16 protein-coding genes are annotated in these 17,839 nt (G+C 58.2%); all 16 read right to left on the reverse strand.

Annotation, left to right across the window (positions count from 1 at the left end; translation table 11 throughout):
• Positions 1-3 precede the first annotated feature (3 nt).
• The 16 genes from cpsG to ACFOSS_RS08630 all read right to left on the reverse strand — a co-directional run bounded on the left by cpsG (position 4) and on the right by ACFOSS_RS08630 (position 17,834).
• The gene (gene cpsG, locus ACFOSS_RS08555) at positions 4-1,374 is read right to left on the reverse strand and encodes a phosphomannomutase CpsG (protein WP_377151888.1); all 1,371 of its coding nucleotides are present in this window, start codon (positions 1,372-1,374) and stop codon (positions 4-6) included.
• Between the two features lie 51 nt (positions 1,375-1,425).
• Positions 1,426-2,835, reverse strand: coding sequence for a mannose-1-phosphate guanylyltransferase/mannose-6-phosphate isomerase (locus ACFOSS_RS08560; RefSeq protein ID WP_377151889.1), 1,410 nt, complete (start codon positions 2,833-2,835; stop codon positions 1,426-1,428).
• 89 nt (positions 2,836-2,924) lie between these two features.
• Positions 2,925-3,191, reverse strand: coding sequence for a hypothetical protein (locus ACFOSS_RS08565; RefSeq protein ID WP_377151890.1), 267 nt, complete (start codon positions 3,189-3,191; stop codon positions 2,925-2,927).
• A 71-nt stretch (positions 3,192-3,262) separates the two neighbouring features.
• Positions 3,263-4,702 (reverse strand): oligosaccharide flippase family protein, encoded by a 1,440-nt coding sequence (locus ACFOSS_RS08570; protein ID WP_377151891.1) that lies wholly within the window; start codon positions 4,700-4,702, stop codon positions 3,263-3,265.
• Positions 4,703-4,729: 27 nt separating this feature from the next.
• Positions 4,730-5,701, reverse strand: coding sequence for a glycosyltransferase family 2 protein (locus ACFOSS_RS08575; RefSeq protein WP_377151892.1), 972 nt, complete (start codon positions 5,699-5,701; stop codon positions 4,730-4,732).
• Between the two features lie 9 nt (positions 5,702-5,710).
• Complete coding sequence (locus ACFOSS_RS08580; RefSeq protein ID WP_377151893.1) at positions 5,711-7,915, reverse strand: GumK N-terminal domain-containing glycosyltransferase; 2,205 nt, start codon at positions 7,913-7,915, stop codon at positions 5,711-5,713.
• Between the two features lie 37 nt (positions 7,916-7,952).
• Entirely contained in the window at positions 7,953-8,696 is a 744-nt protein-coding gene (locus ACFOSS_RS08585) for a WecB/TagA/CpsF family glycosyltransferase (RefSeq protein WP_377151894.1), read from the reverse strand.
• A gap of 17 nt (positions 8,697-8,713) precedes the next feature.
• Positions 8,714-9,718, reverse strand: a complete 1,005-nt coding sequence (locus ACFOSS_RS08590; protein ID WP_377151895.1) for a glycoside hydrolase family 5 protein — start codon at positions 9,716-9,718, stop codon at positions 8,714-8,716.
• Positions 9,715-10,857: a glycosyltransferase family 4 protein gene (locus tag ACFOSS_RS08595; protein ID WP_377151896.1), complete on the reverse strand. Its 1,143-nt coding sequence runs from the start codon at positions 10,855-10,857 to the stop codon at positions 9,715-9,717. Before ACFOSS_RS08595 ends, ACFOSS_RS08590 begins: the two co-directional genes overlap by 4 nt.
• Positions 10,854-12,143: a hypothetical protein gene (locus ACFOSS_RS08600; protein ID WP_377151897.1), complete on the reverse strand. Its 1,290-nt coding sequence runs from the start codon at positions 12,141-12,143 to the stop codon at positions 10,854-10,856. The genes ACFOSS_RS08595 and ACFOSS_RS08600 overlap by 4 nt, the downstream gene beginning before the upstream one ends.
• Positions 12,136-12,861, reverse strand: coding sequence for an exosortase-associated protein EpsI, B-type (gene epsI, locus ACFOSS_RS08605; protein ID WP_377151898.1), 726 nt, complete (start codon positions 12,859-12,861; stop codon positions 12,136-12,138). The genes ACFOSS_RS08600 and epsI overlap by 8 nt, the downstream gene beginning before the upstream one ends.
• Complete coding sequence (xrt, locus tag ACFOSS_RS08610) at positions 12,858-13,778, reverse strand: exosortase (RefSeq protein WP_377151899.1); 921 nt, start codon at positions 13,776-13,778, stop codon at positions 12,858-12,860. The genes epsI and xrt overlap by 4 nt, the downstream gene beginning before the upstream one ends.
• Before the next feature lie 14 nt (positions 13,779-13,792).
• Positions 13,793-14,704 carry a CpsD/CapB family tyrosine-protein kinase gene (locus ACFOSS_RS08615; RefSeq protein WP_377151900.1) on the reverse strand — a complete coding sequence of 304 codons (912 nt, stop codon included), beginning with the start codon at positions 14,702-14,704 and terminating at the stop codon, positions 13,793-13,795.
• Positions 14,701-16,122, reverse strand: coding sequence for a Wzz/FepE/Etk N-terminal domain-containing protein (locus tag ACFOSS_RS08620; RefSeq protein WP_377151902.1), 1,422 nt, complete (start codon positions 16,120-16,122; stop codon positions 14,701-14,703). Before ACFOSS_RS08620 ends, ACFOSS_RS08615 begins: the two co-directional genes overlap by 4 nt.
• 12 nt (positions 16,123-16,134) lie before the next feature.
• Positions 16,135-16,929 carry an SLBB domain-containing protein gene (locus ACFOSS_RS08625; protein WP_377151903.1) on the reverse strand — a complete coding sequence of 265 codons (795 nt, stop codon included), beginning with the start codon at positions 16,927-16,929 and terminating at the stop codon, positions 16,135-16,137.
• Complete coding sequence (locus ACFOSS_RS08630) at positions 16,926-17,834, reverse strand: EpsD family peptidyl-prolyl cis-trans isomerase (RefSeq protein WP_377151904.1); 909 nt, start codon at positions 17,832-17,834, stop codon at positions 16,926-16,928. The genes ACFOSS_RS08625 and ACFOSS_RS08630 overlap by 4 nt, the downstream gene beginning before the upstream one ends.
• Positions 17,835-17,839 lie beyond the last annotated feature (5 nt).

A 17,839-nucleotide genomic window follows, 5' to 3' on the forward strand; every position in this document is an offset into this window, starting at 1 on the left:
AACTCAGGCTCGCAGCAGTGCCAGGATCTCCTGAGTCTTCTCCTGCATCAATGCCGTATCGCCTCGGGATTCGACATTCAGCCGCACCACGGGCTCGGTGTTCGAACTGCGCAGGTTGAAGCGCCACTCCGAGAACTCCAGGCTGATGCCATCGGTCTTGTCGAAGGTGTGGGCGCCATCCCAGTAGGCTGACAACACGCGGGCCATCGCTGCATCCGGTGCACTGAGCTTGCTGTTAATCTCACCGGAGGCCGGATAGGCCGCCATGCGTTCCGCCACCAGCGCCTTGAGCCCCTGCCCTTTGACGCACAACAGCTCTGCCACCAGCAGCCACGGGATCATGCCGCTGTCGCAATAGGCAAAATCGCGGAAATAGTGGTGCGCACTCATCTCGCCACCGTAAACGGCATCTTCCTCGCGCATGCGCTCCTTGATGAAGGCATGCCCGGTCTTCGACAGCACTGGCACCCCCCCGGCTTGGGAGACCACCTCTATGGTGTTCCACGACAGGCGCGGGTCATGGATGATGCGCGCTCCCGGCTGCTTCTGCAGGAAAGCCTCGGCCAGCAGACCGACAATGTAATACCCCTCGATGAAGTCGCCCTCGGCATCAAACAGGAAGCAGCGATCGAAATCGCCATCGAAGGCAATCCCCATGTCCGCGCCGTAATGACGCACGGCCTGGGCCGTGTCTTCCCGGCACTCGGGCAGCAAAGGATTGGGAATACCGTGCGGGAAGTGGCCGTCCGGCTCATGGTGCAACTTGATGAACCGCACCGGGATCTGCAATGCAGCAAAGCGCGCTTCTATGGCATCGATGACGTGGCCGGCGGCACCGTTACCGCTATTCACCACCAGCGTCAACGGGGTGAAATGCGCCGGGCTGATATAACCCATCAGGTGTTCGACATAGGCCTCCAGCACACTGATCTGCTGATAGCGCCCACGCCTGGCCGGGTCGGCCGGAGCAAAGGCATTCGCCTCAGCCAGTCGCTGGATATCGCGCAGACCGGTGTCACCGCTGATCGGACGCGCACCGTCGCGCACCAGCTTCATGCCGTTATAATCCATCGGATTGTGGCTGGCCGTCACCTCAATGCCGCCATCCACCCCGAGATGGAAGGTGGCAAAATAGATCTCCTCGGTACCGGAGAGACCGATATCCAGCACATCGGCGCCGGCATCCATCAACCCCTCGGCCAGTGCCCGCTTCAGCGCCTCACTGGTCAGGCGCACATCGCCGCCGACCACCACGCGTTGCGGACGCAGAAACTCGCCATAGGCGCGGCCGATCCGGTAGGCGATCTGCTCGTCGAGCTCCTCCCCCAGGCGGCCACGGATGTCATAAGCCTTGAAACAGGTCAGTTTATTCATTCGGCGTGCTCTCCCTTGCCAGACAGATGGTGGTCCATGCCACCAGCAGAATTAGGTTCGTCCGTATCGATCTTCAAACCGGATAATGTCGTCTTCGCCCAGATAGGGGCCGGACTGCACCTCGATCAACTCCAGCGCGACCTTGCCAGGGTTCTCGAGGGCATGCTTTGCACCGAGCGGTATGTAGACCGACTGATTCTCGGTGACGAGGGTGATCTGGTCGCCACAGGTGACCCGCGCCGTACCGGAGACCACGATCCAGTGCTCGGCCCTGTGATGGTGCATCTGCAGCGACAGCTTCTCGCCAGGCTTGACGCTGATGTGCTTGACCTGGAAGCGATGCCCCTTGTCGATGGCATCGTATTTACCCCATGGCCGGAATACCTCACGGTGCACATGGTGTTCCGCGCGCCCCTGCTGCTTGAGCTGGTCGACGATCTTCTTCACCTCCTGCACCTGATCGCGACGCGCCACCAGCGTGGCATCCTTGGTCTGCACCACCACCAGATCCTCGACCCCGACCAGGCTCACCAGCGCGCTCTCGGCGTAGACATAGTTGTTGCGGCTGGCGTGGTACAACACATCGCCCTGCTGCACATTGCCATCGTCCGCCTTCGGGCTGATCTCCCACAGCGACGACCAGGAGCCGACATCGCTCCAGCCGGCATCCAGCGGCACCACCACCGCATCCCGGGTCTTCTCCATCACCGCGTAGTCGATGGAGTCATCCGGACAGGCGAGGAAGGCCTCCTTGTCGACGCGGATAAAGTCCATGTCACTGCTCGGGTTGCCCAGCGCCTGTGCGCAGGCAGCATGAATATCCGGGCGGAAACACTGCAGCTCCTGCAGGTAGCGGCTGGCGCGGAACAGGAACATGCCGCTGTTCCAGTAGTATTCGCCGCACTCCAGATAGTGGCGCGCCGTCTCCAGGTTTGGCTTTTCAACAAACTGGGCCACCGCATAGCCGCTGTCGGCCTGTGGCGCGCCGCGGCGGATATAGCCATAGCCGGTCTCGGGCGCCGTGGCGACGATGCCAAACGTCACCAGTTTACCGGCCTCGGCATGAGGGCGGGCCGCCTCGACCGCGGCGACAAACGCCTGTGGTGAGCGGATGACATGGTCGGCCGCCAGCACCAGCAGCAGAGCATCGTCGCCTTTGGCCAGGGCCGTCATCGCCGCCAGGGCGATGGCCGGTGCCGTGTTACGCCCGACCGGCTCGAGGATGATGTTGCCCGCCAGCTGATCGATGGCACGCAGCTGTTCGGCCACCAGAAAGCGGTGCTCCTCGTTGCAGATCACCAACGGTGCACTGCAGCTGAGGCCATCCAGGCGACGCACCGTCTCCTGCAACATGGTGTAGTCACCCTCCAGGCGCAGGAACTGCTTGGGATACAGCACCCGCGACAGCGGCCATAACCGGGAGCCATTACCCCCGGCCATGATGACGGGAAAAATGTTCATTCTGTCTCTCCTGCTCACTTCGTTCGACATCGATCATCGCAGCGCACAGCCACGGTTCGTTCGGTCATTCATCCCAGTACAGCCTGGCATCAACCTCCTGCCAGCATCACTTTTTGTCTTCGTTGTTCGGTAAAGCGCTGGTAGCGACGCTGCAACCGCTGCTTGGTCCAGCGGCAGAGCGGTAACTCGATCCAGATAGAAAACAGACCGGAAAATAAAATGGAAATCACAAACACCGATACATCCACCAAATACCCTGACAGCTCGAACCTGGTTGCCAAAATATTTGAATAATAGAGAACGAAACCATGAAATAGATACACGCTAAAGCTCACTTTCCCTACCCAGCGCAGCATTTTATTTCCAAACGCCACATCGAAGCATTTAACTCCGGATAAAAATCAGTGGCGTGATAAATAAAAATAATTCATGCATTTCTCAATCTAATTAATTGGACCAAAGCCGCCACATCTTTTCGAAAACAGATAAAGTACATAACGGCATAACTCAACACGCCCAAGCCAGTCAAAAAACCAAGCCGCAGCAATGCAGAATAGTCATCAACGAGAGTCGTTTCTGTGTAAAAAACAATTACCCCCATGACTAAACTTAAAATCAATGGTTTAGAAACATTAATCAACGATCCAAGCAGCTCAATACCAAGATAGCGCTTCAGAATAAAAAATTGCACCGGGACCACTATGGCCATCAAACTTAACAAGCCCAATGCCAAAACAGTCAATCCATATGGCAGCAGAACAAAATATAACAACAATGAAATAGGCAACACAGCGATCTGGGAGTTAATAAAAACACCCAACCGATTATTGGCCCTGAAAAGCTCTCTTACCATGACACTGAAAGGAGTGAGGGCACACATGACAATAAATAACTGTAATAACGTCGTGGCACCAATCCATTTATCGCCAAAAAGACAAGGCACATAGAGAGGTGCTAACAATACTGCAAGCGTAACGAATGGAAACACGACTGACCCGATAGCCAGCAAAAACTGACTAGCCATCAAAGCCTGCCTTGATGGCTCTCCCTTCATTTTTGCGATCGCCGGATACACCACGATCAATGGTGGATTAATAATAATGTCCTGAATGGCAAATTTAATTCTGCTGGCAAAAGAAAAATAGCCCAGCCCTGTGGGTCCAAGGTAAGTACCGATGAGGAAACGAGGAAATTGCTGGTCGGCGAACTCCAGACTTTCAGTGCTCATCGCCTTGAAACCCGGAGGCAACAGACGTCGCACCGCTCGTGCCGACCACGTCCACTTGGGCCGCCAGTCAATCACCAACCACGCAATCAGGCTCATCACCAGATACAACGCCAATTGTTGCCCCACCATAGCGTATGCGCCCAGGCCCTGATAGGCCATAAAGACACCCACTACGGCACTGCACAATGAACCGATAAGACCACGGATTGCAAACAGGCGGAAATCCATATTGGCGTAAATCAGCTTGTTTGGTACCACACCGACACCAAACAACAGGAAGACCGGAGCAAACCACAACAACAGACCGGCCAGATCCGGCAAGGCCAGCCACTGAGCCAACGGCTCAGCCAGCACCAGACACAGTGCGCTCATCAATAACGCCACGCCGAGAATAAACCACAAGAGTGACGAGAGCGCTGTATCGCTCTTCTCCTGCAAGGCGATGATGCCATCACCCAGGCCATTCAGCATGATGCTGCCCAAGGCGAAAATGACAAAACACAGGCTGGCAAGCCCGTACTGTTCCGGGCCGATCAGACGGGCCACGATCAGGAAGACCAGAAACGAGATCCCCTGATTGCCAAACTTGGTCACCCAGGACCAGAGTGCACCACTAAACAAAAGCCGGTTCATATTCATCTGCCACTTCCTGTAACCTGAGGCGGACTAGCGGCCGCGTGCCTGTTGTTTCATCAATTTACGCGCCAACGATGCGGAGAGACGCCGCGCATGAATCAATCCGTTGGCACGATAGCGCCAAAACGCCGAGAACAGCTGCGCCGCATTTTTCTCGCGAACCAGCTTGAAGAGCTGATTACTTTCTTCGGCCAGTTGTAACGACTGCAGGTGTCGCTGCAACGCCGAACGATCGGCAGCCGACAGCTGGCCTGAGGTATGCAGAATCGACTGCTCGACGGCCATCAACTTGCGATGCGCCTCCAGATTGAATTTTCCGGACAGCGAGCTGTTGTAAATGAAGTAGTCATACAGCGATTCATTCAGGTAGCCAATCCGGGCCCCGGCGATCAGACATTCGACGATGAGGATGAAATCCTCGCTGTTTCTCAACTCCTCGCGGTACTGCAGTGCGTGCCGCGCCAGGAAATCACGTCGCATGATCGGCTTGAGAAAACCGAGCAAGGCGGCACTTTCGTAGGGCATGTTCAACGCGGCATACCCCGCCAGTGTCCAGGGCTCCGCCAGCTCGGGAGCCAGTTCCGCAGGCACCAGGTAACCCTCAATCTGCTGTGGTGTCTCGGCCCGGCGCATTGCCAGATTATCAAAGCAGATGTCCAGCCCCTGGGGCTCGGCCAGCGCCAGCATCTGCTTAAAGCGCGTCGGTTGAATACGGTCATCACCATCGACCACGGCAACCCAGTCGCCGCTGGCATGAGACAAGCCAAGATTACGGGCTGCGGAAGGCCCACTATTGACCGCAGTCTGCAACGGCACCAGATTAGGCCAGCGTTCACGCCACTGCTGCAGCAGCGACCAGGTTGCGTCTGTCGAACAATCATCGACGACCAGAATTTCGAGCTGCTCCGGTGTCATCCCCTGCTGCCCCTGCAGGCTGTCGATGCAGGCCTCCAGTGTGGCTGCGGCATTCCACGCCGCTATGATCACGGAAACTTTTACCATGCTCACTCCCTAGACAGCGTTGAATACATCAGTAAATTGCTGACGCAAGATGGCTTTCTGCTGCCAGCATGATGAGGCACTCGCCTGCAGAAAATTCACCAGCTGCGCCGGTTCCAAGTCGGCCAGGCGCTCCCGGGACAGCACGTTACTCTTCAGAGCCAGGTCATCAAACAAGGCAATAATCTTCTTGTTGTGCTCGGTAATCGGAGCAGCCAGCATGGTGTTGCCCACGCTGCCGGCTAACAGCAATGAATGCAGACGGTTGGAGATCATCACATCCGATCGCGAATAGAGTTGTTGTGTCGCCGCTATCGTGTTGCTGCCATCATCCACCTGCACGCTGCGGCCATGTTGTTCGCGCAACCACGACGCCAGAAACTCGTTAACAGCCCGATCTTTCTTGACTTGATAGACACAGAAGATCGGCAGCGTGTCAGGAAAGAAGGCCAGACACTTTTCCACAAGCGTCTGGATATCCTGCCGCTGCTGAGGATATTGATCGTCACGAAACGAGAAGGTAATGGCGCGGTAGCGAGGGCTGCTCTCTCTTGCCTCAAAGGCATTGAAGGCCAGATCGGGAGTCAGGCCATGGATTTTCACCGATAGCGACTCCATCGTCTGCCGACTATGGGTATCACGCACAAAGTGACGAAACATGGCGGCAGAGCGTGAGCGCAATTGCAGCTGCAGCTTGGGGCCGAGATCTTCATACGAGACCCCGAATTGGCAGATCCGCACACCACTGAGTGATAACAGATAATAGAGCGCCGTATGCAACCAGCTGCGCAGGTTCAGACGGCCATCCAGCTCTCCGATCCAGCCACCCGGCGAGAGAAACAGGTAACTCCGTTCACCACCCAGTCGACGCCACAGTATCTTCAACAGGAAGGCTGCTCGACCATGTTGCCGATCAATCTGGAACTGACGGACAAACTCGTTGCCGAGCATGGACTCAAAACTGGCCGGCACCTTGGACATACCGAGCGTAACACTGGCATGTTCATCCATCAGCCGAATCAATTCGCGGTTCAACAAGGCATCACCGAGATTGTCAAACTGGGTCTCGATAAAAAAGTACGCATGCGTCGCCGCCGGCCGCACAGGCGTTGACGGTAACTGGGTATCGGCATAGGCCTGCGGTGCCAGATAGCGGTCCGTGATCTGTTGCCAGTTCAAGACCGAGATACCGACGTTGTTACCAGCGGCAACCGCCTGCGTCAGTGCCTGCTTGATCGAGGCAGCATCGCCGGCGCGATAGCCGAATCGATGGGGATAGTCACCCGTCACCTGCAGCGGGCAAACAGCCGGAACGCCGAAGAAAGCATATTGCTGCAACTTCATCGAGGTATCGGCCAGCGACGGGGGAATCGCCTCAGGCCGGTACGGCGCCAAGCCGATCTGCGCATGCTTGACGTAGCGGATCGTCTCCTGAAACGGCATTTCGTCATAGTGACGGACATTGGCCGGCCACTCCGGCGCCCGCGCCTGACCGCAACCAATGATGTGGAAAGTCATCTCGGGGTGGGCTTGCGCCGCCAGCGTGACAAACTGCCGATCAAACAACATGGAACCCACCGACACCGCATGTATCCCGGCATCATAAGGCGACGGATCACCCTGCTCGCGGATCGACTCGTCGATGCCATGCGGAACGAAGAATCGACGTGTGCCGGGAGCAAAGTCACGCACCATGTCCCGCGAGTTGACGACCACATAATCCAGTTGTGGCGAGATACGGTACAGGATGGTCTTGATGCACTCGGCCACATCGATGGCGTCCAGCTCGTCGGCCGCAACATAGACCTTGCGCGCGGCCGGATTCAGACGTTGCGCCTTGTCATAAAACGCAGGGGCTATGCCACTTTCGAAGAAGATGACATCCGCCTCACGGATCCAGCGATTCAGCAATGCCGGACAGCAGGCGACGTACAGGCGATATAGCCAGGGCTCCAGCCAACGCAACCAGCGACGCCGGGTATTAACCGGGTGCAACGGCGGCTTCCACAGGAAACAATCCACGCCGTTCACTGTCTCCAGCCGGTTCGCCTTGTCGGCGATCACGTGACGGCCATCTGGCCGGTGGCGCGACAACCAGGAGTAGCGCATGGAAAAAAAGCGTACCGGGCCGGTCTGCGCCAGCTTGTCGGCGATGAAATGCAACGACACCTTGCGCGGGGTGCGGTAATCATGGGCAGTCAAAAACAGTACATTCATGCGGACATCCCTTCCTTGTTCATCCAGCCGCCAGCCGCTACTCGGCGCGATAGCCGGCGCTGAAACGCCAGCGCAGACACAACACGAAAAACCAGGCCATCTCGACGGTATAGCGCCGCAGCAGCCGCTTCGGTTCGCCGCATAGCCGGTAGCACCACTCCATATGCAATCGTTGCACCCAAGCCGGTGCCCGCTTGACGTTACCGGACATGAAATCCAGCAGTGCCCCCACACCGACCAGCAGCCGTGCCTGCAACTGGGACGCATGCTGCAGAATCCACCGCTCCTGTGCCGGATTGCCCAGCGCCACCAGGATGGCATCCGGGCGCAGGGCATTGATGCGCGCCAGCAACGCCGGCAGATCCTGCATGGCTCCGAAACCATCGGCATGACCGACAATCTCGATCCCCAGCTCGCCAAAGCGCCGTGCGGCCGCTTCGGCAACGCCGGGCCGGCCACCCAGCAAGAAGGTACGCCGGCAGTGCTGGCTATGCTGCAACAGGTAGGGAGTAAAATCGGTACCGTTCAGGTTGGCGGTAAAGCGGCTACCGGTCAGCGCCACGGCGACCGCATCCAGCGCTATGCCATCATTGGCAATCACAATGCCTGGGCCCTGATAGTGTGCTGCCTCGCGGTAACAGTGCTGCAGCAGGTTGCTGTTGGCGTAGAACAGGCAGACCTGACCGTGTGTCAGCTGTTGATCCAGATGGGCGACCAGTTGTTCCTTCTCGCCATCGAAGATGTCAAAACCCAGAATCCGCTTGTAATGGAGGTGTGTCATCCTGACGCTCCTTCTGTTTAGTTCTTCAGGTAGGGGATCAGCACCGTCATCTGGGGTTTATCAACCCCGTTGAGCGGCTGGATCGAAAAGGGATAACTACCCCACCAACTGCCTGCGGCCCAGTAACTCCAGCCGCGCCAGGCCGAGCCGCTCATGCTGGCCAGCATGCTGTCCAGCACCGCCAGACAGGCATCGCTACTGCCGACGCCGAACTCGCCGAGCAACAGTTGCTGGCTATTACTCTGCGCCCACGCCGTCACCTTGCCGAGTATCGACTGCATCTTGCTGCTGCTGATGCAGTCGGTCTTGGTACCGGAGTAATTGCTGTCGGCATACTGATGCACTTCAAACACCATGCGCGCCAGCGGATCGCGAAACGCGGTAAACAGCTCGGCGTTGGCCGGGTCGCTGCTTGAAGCCGAGAACCAGCTGTGGGCGCCGGACCAGTTACCACCGGGGACCACGATCAACCCGCTGGCACCGGCCGCCCTGAGTTTTGCGACTACCGACTTGGCGATATCCGCCCACGCCTGACGCGTCACCGCAGCCGGCTCATTCATCAGTCCATAGGCCCAGTAATTTTCGTCTCCCGCCAAGGCCTCATGCAGACGGCGCCAAAAATCAAACAGCAAGGCATCCGGGCTCTCATAACTGGACAGCGGCTGTTTCTGAAACTTGGCATAGTTGTGCACATCCACCAGCAAGCAGAGGTCATATTGACGAGCGTATTGCACCAGTTTTTTTAGCTGCGTCAGATTGGCGCTGTCGAGTTCGCCATAGGCTTGAGGCTGGTAGCGTTCCCAGAGAATCGGCAAGCGGATCAGGTTCATTCCTCGCAAACGGAAATAATCCAGCGTTGCCGTCCCCGGGTAGGTGTAATCGGTAAACATTTTTCCCGGCAACTTGCCGGCGTTAAACTCGGCGCCGGCCAGATTCACCCCCTGAATGCGCGCGGCGGTGAGACAGTCCGCCTGCGCCAGCAGACTGCATAGCCACAGTCCGACCCCCAGCCAGCGCATCATGACAGTGCTCCTGCTGGCTGAGCGACTTGCAGTTCGGCATACGCGCTCATGTAGCGGCGAGCCACCTGCTGCCACGAGTAGTGCTGAATGGCCGCCGCTTGCGCCTGGGCCACTGCTGCGTAATCGGCACCGATCTGCTGATGCAGGGCCAGAATCTGTGCCACATCCTGTTGCGTATTTCCACTGAGCACCCGCCCTTGGCCCGTTTCTTCGATCAGACGGACAAACGGCGGTATCGCGCTCAACAGCGGCACCAGACCACCACTCATCGCCTCGATCGCCGCCAAACCAAAGCCCTCATGTCGCGACAGGCAGATAAAGTAGCTCGCCTGCTGCAACAACTCCTTGAGGGTCTGCTGTTCCGGGTTCGGGATAATCTGTACCTGATCGCCGATGCCGAGTTGCCTGGCCTGCTCCCGCAGTTGACGGGCATCGAGGTCGTATTCCCGTCCGGCGATGGTGAGGCGCCATTCCGCATCCTGCTGCCACAACTGCTGGAACAGCTGCAGCGTCTCCGGCAAGCCCTTGTTCTCGGCCCAACGACCAAAATAGATGATGCGCTTTTGTATCTGCTGTCTTGGTGGCAAACGGAACTTGTCGACATCGACCCCGTTTTCGATCACTTCAACACGGGGGGCCGCAGTCACTTGCCGAAATAGATGGCCATCATTGGCACTGGTGGCAAAGATACGGTGGTAAGCCAGTGAGGAGAGCCGGGTAATGGTGTTGAAGAACAGCTTCTTGCCGCCACTGGCAAACGGCGTATGGAAGAAGATGCCATGGGAGCAGGCCACCAGTGGCTTGCGATGCCAGACACGGGTCCAGGCCAGAAAATCGAAGAAGAAATCGACCCCATGCACATGCACGATATCGGCATCGCGGATTGCCCCCAGAACCGACCAGCAGATCGGATAGCGGCTGGAGCCACGGTACGGCAAGCGGATGACCGGGATCCCCTCTCTCACCTCATAGGCCGACAACGTCTCCCCCTGACCACGAAACAGCCGATCGAGGGTAATGATGGTCGGCTGCTGTTCGCCGCTGGCCAGCTGCTGGCGCGCTATGTTGTAAACCACATCCTCCAGCCCCCCGATCGACGGATGGTACTGGCGCACGACATGAAACACCTTGAGGCTCATGGATACGTCTCCTTGGCTGTGATGGCAGCTGATGTACGCGAGTTCAGCGCCACGGCACACAGGGTGCCGAGCATAAACCACAGCAAACCCGCGGTTTTCAGAGCAAACAGCGAGGTGCCACTGATGGACAGAATCATGGTGATATAGATGGAAATCAGGCCTCGAAGCCGAATTGAGCGTGGCGCCAGCAACGGAATACGCCACAACACCAGCCAGGCAAACAACAGATAGAAAAGGCCGAAGCGGGTCAGGATATAGCCGTAACCCATGTCACCGTAATCACGCAGTGGTGACTGCCAACCCAACCACTCCTTGAGCGGCAGCTCAGTCAAGACCTGGCCACTGTGCATCAAACGACCGGCAAACGAATCGGTATAGACGCCATCGAAGAAAACCGCACTGTAGAGATAAAGGAATCCGATCATGGCCCAGGGGGCCAGCGCCAGCACGCCATAACCGGCCAGCGGCCAAATCAGACGCACCAATACAATCAGCCCGCTGACCACCAAACCAAAGCGCGAGTCGGACAGCGCGATCAAAAACGCCGCGGCGAACAGAAAAAACAGCGCCTGGCGTTCCTGCCAGCGATCTCGACTGATGGCCCAGATCAGCGTGATAACGGCCAGATTACCGAGCGAGACCGGCTCCAGCATCACCGAGGAGATGCGGTGTGCGCCAAATAACCAGGGCAAAATGGTGCGGCCTATGCCTTCCGGGCGAAAGCCGTTCAGCGTCAATGCCTGCCCTTCGAAGATGGCGCCGCCGTTGGCACCGATTCCGCTCTGGTTCATGAAATAGGAGAAGGTGTGGAACAGCTTCACGTAGGTATCGAGCGCCAGCCACTCGAAGAGTCCCATGCCGATGGCGAGCAACAGGATGCAGGTCAGCACCTTGTCCACCAGCTGCGGTGTACCATGCCGCCAGCCGAGCCAGAAAAACAGCAGCACGATCAACAGGTCCCGTGCCGACTTGGGTTCGACATAGCCGCGTAACAGGAACAGCAGACAGACATTGACGGCGGTGACCAGCAGCATCAGCCCCATGTAGCGCGGGATCTCCCGGGCCACGCAGGCCAAGGCCAGCGCATACACCAGCATTTCGGCCAGCATCACCAAGGAGCCGTTGATACGAAATGCCACCGTGTTCACCAGGCACAGGCTGGCCTGATAGAGCGTCGCCGCCACAACGATCAGGAACAGGCGACGTTCCTGCGCCGACACAAACAGCCGCGAGCTGAATACGGGTTCAGCTACGGCGGCAGGCTGCCACAGCAGACGGCTAGTCATGTACCACCTCGCCCGCCAAGTGTGCGCGGGTCACGGGGTCAACGGCAGATAGCAGCGCCGTCACAAAACGCCGCTGCACCTCGAATGCGCGGCTGGCATCCCGATCCAGTGTCGACACCCGGAACAGCAAGCCATCCGGAACCTGACGCTGCAAGGCATAATCAAACTGTGCCAGCTTGCGCTGCCAACCGGGGGCGATGACACGGTCACCGATCACCATCCAGTAGGTAATCGGTTCATTGCGCTCATGCAAGCGGGCTACCAGCTGGCGGGCCTGAATCTGGCGCTGCGGAAGCGCGAGCATGACATCGGCTTCGTCATGCAGCTGGAAGCCCTGGGCGACATAACAGATCTCGGGCCTGTGGGCCTGGGACTGATCGTTGGATTGGTCCTCACCATAGGCGATGGAGAGCATGACCTTCTCCCCGTCGGCATTGATATAGGTGCGGCTCAGTTGCTGGTTGTACAGGCTGTCGAGCGAGGCGCGCGTCTCGGCCGGTACCTCGACCAGGCCGCGGGTATCCAGCAGGCGCCAACCGGCAAATTCGACCGGAACCGCTTTTTCCAGCTGCAGGCGGCGTGCCGGCTCCTGGGCCAGCCACTGCTTGTCCTGTTGCATCAGTTGGCTGGCCCCCAACGCCAGGCAAAGACAGCCGCAAAATAACAGCAGCTGCCACCAGGCAGGCTGGGTTCGCGGCATCGCAAGCGGCAGACTCATCCCTGCACCTCCCGAAGTTGTGGCTTGTCTGTTGACGTGGCCCCCTCGGTCACCGCAACGGACTGCCGCACCGGCAGCACCCGATCCAGCACCCCATCCAGGGCAATGATGACACTCAGCGCCACGGCAAACAGCAGCAGACCGGACAGGTCATGCATGAAACTCTGACCGGCATCATTGCCCAGGTAATAGGTCAGCAGCGCCAGGATCAGCACCCGTATTATGTTGGCTGTGATGGAGATGGGAATGATCAACATGCCAATCAGCCAGTTGCGTAATGCCGACTCCTTCTTCATGACATGCAGATAGAGCAGGCCAATGGCCTCCAGACTGAACAGCGAGTTGATGCCGGAACAGGCATCGGCAATCAGCAGCTGGTAATCGCCAAGGATCAGGATGACGCCGTTGCGCGCCACCGGATAGCCGGCGTGATACAGCAGCCACTCGGTGGCATGGGAAATCAGCAACTTCAATGGCTGGACGATAAAGTCGGTCATCATGTACGGCAGGGGGATGACAAACAACAGCAGCGTCAATGGAAACAGGGCCGCGCGAAAGGCCTGCCAGCCCAACAGAAACAGGACCGATGCCGCCAGCACCGGCAGGATGGAACCGACTGTCAGCATCGGCAACAACAACACATTGCCGATGAAAAACAACAGCGAGCCGATCAGCATCAGCAACCAAGCTAAACGCTGGCTTGTCAGCGTCGGCTGCGGACGAAACGCCGACAGCCGATAGAGAAACAGCACAATGGCCATCACCAGCAACAGCGCGCTGGTACTGCCACCCAGGTTCTCACCGTGCTCGAAGTAGGTGCGATGCACCAATGGCAGATAGACGAGTACTAACGTCAGCAACAGGGTGCCGAGTTTGAATTTATAGGTAGTCAAAGCGTCCATCTCGTTTGCAACCACGGCGCACTCCTTGCTCAGGCATCCAGGTAGACACAGCCCAGCACTCGAGCCTGGGTGGTCGCAAAGCGCGCCAGCGCAACCCGAATGTCATCAATGCGCGATACATCCTGACGCACCAGCAACAAGGCGCCTGGCACCGCCGTAGACAATATCTGGGCGTCGGCAAAATCGGCACGTGTCGGCGTGGTGAAGATGATGACGTCATAGTCACGCTCCATCTCGCGCACGCAGCTCGGCAACGTATCTCGCGCCAGCAACTCCTGCGGATTCAGCACCTGGGTTCCACAGCCGAGAAAAGAGAGCAGCTGCAGCGGCGGAACCGCATGTACCACAGAGGCCAGGCGACAGCGGCCGGCCAGCAGGTCGGCCAGGCCCTCACCGTGGGGGACGCCCAATGCCTCATGTAACAGGCTGCTGCGCATGTTGGCATCCACCAGCAGCGTGCGCTTGCCGGACTGCGAGAAGGCGATGGCCAGATTTGCCGCTACCATGGCAGGTTCGTCGTCACCATCGACCCCCGTCACCAGCAGGCTGCGTTGCCCTTTAAGCAACCAGCTGACCTGAATCTGGCTGCGCAGTGCCTTGATGGTTTCCTGCTCATCGCTCGGCAGATTGAACGCCATGTGCAGCCGTGGGCTGATGCTGGTTTGATCCGGGGCCACAAAGCTGAACTCAAACTGCCGACCCAACACCTGGGCAATGTCCTGCGTGCTGACAAACCCCAGCGCCAATGCGACTTCACCCAGCTTGCCGCCGTGCTCCTGCTGATGGCGAATGACCTTTTCCAACTGCAAATCGGTCATCTTGCCGCTTTGTACCAGCAGTTCGCCCATGCGTTCCTGCGCCTCATTGGTCTCCAGCGCCGCGACACTCACAGCGGCATCGATCATCGTCAGGCGTTCTTGCGTTCCCATGGATCGGCTCACATTGATACTCCTTTCACGCTTGGATACTTGGCCGCGGGTCGAAACCACCGGGGCAACAGGTGGTGCTGCTTGGGTTTACGATTCAACTCGGCCAGCACCGGCAATTGCAGCAGGACTTCGATGTCGTCGGTGCAACGCACGCGACGATTCAGCATGTCCAGCAGATAGTTGACGGCGGCGCCCAGGAACAGCCCAAGGAATATGGAGATAAAAATGTTGAACGGAATATTCGGTGACGCGGCACGCAACGGCGGCACGGCACGTTGCAACACCGTGATATTGGTCAGATTGGCATTCGCCTGCAGCACGGATTCGGACCATTTTTGCATGACCAGATCGTAGTTCCGCTGGGCGTTGTCGATACCCCGCAACAGGATGTCGATCTGCGACTGCTGATCCTTCAGGTCCAGCACTTTTTGCTTCTGTAACGCCAACTCTTGCTGCTGGGCTTGCAGACGCTTTTCCATGTTCTCGACCGTACTGGCCTGCATGCTGCCGTATTTCTGCTTCAACGCCTCCAGCTGTCCGCGGGTTGCGGCAATCTGGGTCACCACCTGGCGGTATCCAGGGTGATTCGGCCCTTCACGCTGCGCCAGATCCTGCCGGTTCTTCTCCAGATCGGCCAGCTGCACGGTCAGTTGCTGGATCAGCGGGTTGGATAACGGATCGACGTTCAGCTGGCCATTGGCATTCAACTGTGAACGGGCTGCAATATAATCCGCCTGTGCCGCCGCAACCTGTGCCGCCAACGCCATCAGCTTCTGGCTTTCCAGATCGATGCGATCGCCACCGGTGGCCAATACACCCTGTTCTTTCTGGTAGTCCGACAACGCCTTCTGCTTGGACTCGAGATTTCGCTTCAACTCGTCGATCTGGGTCTTGAAGAAAGCCTCATTCTGGCTGGCGGTACCGACCCGGCTCTCGATCACCATCTGCTTGTAGGCCTCGATAAAGGCGTTGGCGATGGTGGCCGCAAACTGCGGATTCACCGACTTGAAACTGATGCTCAGCGTATTGCTGTCACGCCCGGATTCAACCGTCAGCCCCTGCAACAGTACCGTGGCCAGCCAGTCATCGATTCCGGCCCCGTCACCACCGGCGACCGCCTGGTAATTGGCCTGTACCTCGGGTGACTGACTCAACCCGAGTGTCTGCACCACCTTACGTGCCGTATTGTGGCTGGAGAGCATGCTGGCTTGCGTACCGAGATAATTCGCCACCACCATGCCACCACCGGTCATGGATAACGAACTGACCGGATCGGCACTGCCAGCGTCGACGGCGATCACCGCTTGCGCTATGTACTGCTTGGAGAGGAGAAACGACACCCCGGTTGCCAAGGCGACGACGCTGACAAACACCGCCAGCAACAGGCGCTTTCTGGACAGAATGACACTCAAAAACTGTTGAATGGTCATGTTGCCACCCTCCTAGAACAGGCTCTCGTTGACATACACGACATCCTCGGGCTGCAACAGGGTCGCCAAATCAACCTCCTGATCCTCGACCCCACCCTTGGCGGACGGACGCTGCAGCGCTATGTCATCCTTATCGGCCTTGCCATTAAATCCGCCGGCCACGGCGATTGCCTTCATCACCGTCATCTTCTCGGTGAGCGGGTAACTGCCCGGTCGCAAGACTTCACCGTACACATAAATCATCTTCTGCCGCGGGACAAACACCCGATCTCCGGGGTGTACCACCACCTGATTGATCGCCTGCCCACCCTGCCCGAGATTGGCCAGGTCGTACTCCTGGCTTTGGCCATCGCGGATCAGCGTGACCTGAGTGCCCCCATTGGCGGAAATCCCTCCTGCCGAGGCGAGCACCGCCACCAGTGAGGTATCGCCACTCAACGGATATCGGCCCGGCTGGTTCACCTCGCCTAACACCGACACCAACTGGCTGCGATATTGAGTAATCAGCAGGTTAATGTGCGGATCCTTGAGAAATCCGCCCGAGATAAAGCGACTTCGGATCAGCTCCTCCGCCTGCTTGAACGTCAGCCCTGCCACGTCGACAGCGCCCACCAGCGGAACATTCAGCGAACCGTCGGCGGCAATCTCGGCTTCCAGCGCCAGATCGGTATGGTCATAGACGGTGACACGCACCACGTCTCCGGCACCCAGCTGATAGTGGGTCATGTTTCCCGTTGCCGGGGCCTCGGCTGCGGCGGCCACAGCGCTGCTCACGGCGAGCAGCATGGCGAGTAATATCTGTCTCATTTCAATCCTTCCAGACCAGAAAGAAGATGCTCGTTGGCTTTGTCGATCTTGGCCGGCGCGGCCTGTTCGGCAGAGAAGTCCTGCAGGATCTCGACCTTGGCCTGCTTGCGCAAATCGGCCAGCGTACTGGTACCGGCCTGTTGCATGCGCGTGCCGCGCAATCGATTGGCAATCGACTCTTGCGCCTGGGCCAACGCAATGGGTGACGGCTGGATTTCCAGCAGCTGCAGCAGCACCACCTTGCCCCGTTCCGTCACCGCGGCGATATCACCGATTTTCATCTTGCTCATCTGCTGAATCAGGTCCGGCGGAAAGACTTCGGCCGGGGCCGTGTTCTGCGTATTGGCATACTCGATATGGTGACGCTTGAGGATCTCCATCGTCTGCTGCGGCGTCTGGCTGACGTTCAGGTCGGCTAACACCTCCTGCGGCACCTTGCCCAGATTCAGCAAGAACGCCTCCACGCGGAACAGTTTGCGCTCGGCAAACAAGGGGGCATTCTGCTTATAAAACGCCGCTATCTCCTCGGCGGAGGGCTCGCCAACCTGCGAGGCCACCTGACTGGCCGCGGCCTGCGCCAGCACCTGGCGGCGAGCAAACTCCATGGCCTGCAGCACGTTCGGATTACGATCCAGTTTCTTCTCCTCGGCCAGCTGCACCAGCAACTCTTGCTGCACCAGATCATCCAGAATGGCCTGCTTGCTGCGCTGCTGGGCTGCCGGCAGCGACGCGTTCTGCGCCAGCGCATAGTTCAACTGCAGAACGGTTATTTCCTTGTCATTGACCCTGGCCAGCACCTGGCTCGGTGCACTGGCTTTCCCTTCACCACAACCGGACAACGCCAATGCCAGTGGCAGGCACAGGCCAATCCATCCGCGCGCGCTCATCCCTGTTCTCTTATCCATGATGA

This window comes from Pseudaeromonas sharmana (assembly GCF_042649925.1).
In the GTDB taxonomy this organism is placed as follows: domain Bacteria; phylum Pseudomonadota; class Gammaproteobacteria; order Enterobacterales; family Aeromonadaceae; genus Pseudaeromonas; species Pseudaeromonas sharmana.

Excerpts from the sequence above, each read along its gene's own strand:
- cpsG (WP_377151888.1), bottom strand. The coding sequence starts at position 1,374 with ATGAATAAACTGACCTGTTTCAAGGCTTATGACATCCGTGGCCGCCTG.
- ACFOSS_RS08560 (WP_377151889.1), bottom strand. The coding sequence starts at position 2,835 with ATGAACATTTTTCCCGTCATCATGGCCGGGGGTAATGGCTCCCGGTTA.
- ACFOSS_RS08565 (WP_377151890.1), bottom strand. The coding sequence starts at position 3,191 with ATGCTGCGCTGGGTAGGGAAAGTGAGCTTTAGCGTGTATCTATTTCAT.
- ACFOSS_RS08570 (WP_377151891.1), bottom strand. The coding sequence starts at position 4,702 with ATGAATATGAACCGGCTTTTGTTTAGTGGTGCACTCTGGTCCTGGGTG.
- ACFOSS_RS08575 (WP_377151892.1), bottom strand. The coding sequence starts at position 5,701 with ATGGTAAAAGTTTCCGTGATCATAGCGGCGTGGAATGCCGCAGCCACA.
- ACFOSS_RS08580 (WP_377151893.1), bottom strand. The coding sequence starts at position 7,915 with ATGAATGTACTGTTTTTGACTGCCCATGATTACCGCACCCCGCGCAAG.
- ACFOSS_RS08585 (WP_377151894.1), bottom strand. The coding sequence starts at position 8,696 with ATGACACACCTCCATTACAAGCGGATTCTGGGTTTTGACATCTTCGAT.
- ACFOSS_RS08590 (WP_377151895.1), bottom strand. The coding sequence starts at position 9,718 with ATGATGCGCTGGCTGGGGGTCGGACTGTGGCTATGCAGTCTGCTGGCG.
- ACFOSS_RS08595 (WP_377151896.1), bottom strand. The coding sequence starts at position 10,857 with ATGAGCCTCAAGGTGTTTCATGTCGTGCGCCAGTACCATCCGTCGATC.
- ACFOSS_RS08600 (WP_377151897.1), bottom strand. The coding sequence starts at position 12,143 with ATGACTAGCCGTCTGCTGTGGCAGCCTGCCGCCGTAGCTGAACCCGTA.
- epsI (WP_377151898.1), bottom strand. The coding sequence starts at position 12,861 with ATGAGTCTGCCGCTTGCGATGCCGCGAACCCAGCCTGCCTGGTGGCAG.
- ACFOSS_RS08620 (WP_377151902.1), bottom strand. The coding sequence starts at position 16,122 with ATGACCATTCAACAGTTTTTGAGTGTCATTCTGTCCAGAAAGCGCCTG.
- ACFOSS_RS08625 (WP_377151903.1), bottom strand. The coding sequence starts at position 16,929 with ATGAGACAGATATTACTCGCCATGCTGCTCGCCGTGAGCAGCGCTGTG.
- ACFOSS_RS08630 (WP_377151904.1), bottom strand. The coding sequence starts at position 17,834 with ATGGATAAGAGAACAGGGATGAGCGCGCGCGGATGGATTGGCCTGTGC.